Source organism: Ewingella sp. S1.OA.A_B6 (assembly GCF_049889095.1).
In the GTDB taxonomy this organism is placed as follows: Bacteria; Pseudomonadota; Gammaproteobacteria; order Enterobacterales; family Enterobacteriaceae; genus Ewingella.
Genome location: NZ_JBLJFK010000081.1, coordinates 1 through 255 on the forward strand (window position 1 = coordinate 1; position 255 = coordinate 255).

Annotated in this window: 1 protein-coding gene; it reads right to left on the reverse strand. The window is 59.2% G+C overall.

Features of this window, described 5'->3' with window-relative positions:
• On the reverse strand, positions 1 to 255 hold a 255-nt coding region (locus ACMV8I_RS21555; protein WP_498867163.1), incomplete at both ends, for a transketolase-like TK C-terminal-containing protein.

The window sequence follows — 255 nt, forward strand, 5'->3', positions numbered from 1 at the left end:
CGTATTTGTACCAGTAGTCAGCGATACCCGCTTCTACCGCTACGCGGGCGCTCACCGCTTTCGGCAACACAGATTCACGGTAGGCCGCGTCCTGCTTGTCGAAGGCGTCAGTTGACGGCATGGACACAACGCGCACCTTGGTGCCCGCTGCCGCCAGTTTATCGGCCGCTTCTACCGTAATACCCACTTCAGAACCGGTCGCGATCAGGATCACGTCAGGTGTGCCGTCGCAATCTTTCAGCACGTAAGCACCGC